Genomic DNA, 269 nt, shown 5'->3' with positions numbered 1-269 from the left:
CCGCCACCCAATGGATAACCCAGCTCGCCGCCCAGTTTGCCGAGTGCGCCGCTCTGGGAATGGGAATGGCCACCGCCCACGGCCTGGCCGAGCTGTGCGTAGACCCGCCAGAAATCGGCCGGTGCGTACTGAATGAAGCCCCCGACCTCAGCGGGAAGGCCAACGACAAACTGCTCCGCCGCAGGATCAGCATCCACACAAAGAACGCGCTGATATAACTGGCAATCGCCGCCAGAATCCCGGGGTTGCGCGCAACATCCGCCAGCCAC

General features: G+C 64.3%; 1 protein-coding gene. It reads left to right on the top strand.

Features of this window, described 5'->3' with window-relative positions; translation table 11 throughout:
- A partial coding sequence (locus AC0L3U_RS39470; RefSeq protein WP_473365131.1) for a hypothetical protein occupies positions 1-218 on the top strand: 218 nt, incomplete at its 5' end.
- Positions 219-269 lie beyond the last annotated feature (51 nt).

It is taken from the genome of Bradyrhizobium sp. Kon69 (assembly GCF_055807515.1).
Note: the sequence above shows the minus strand (reverse complement) of the source record. Positions and strands in the feature narration are given on the sequence as shown.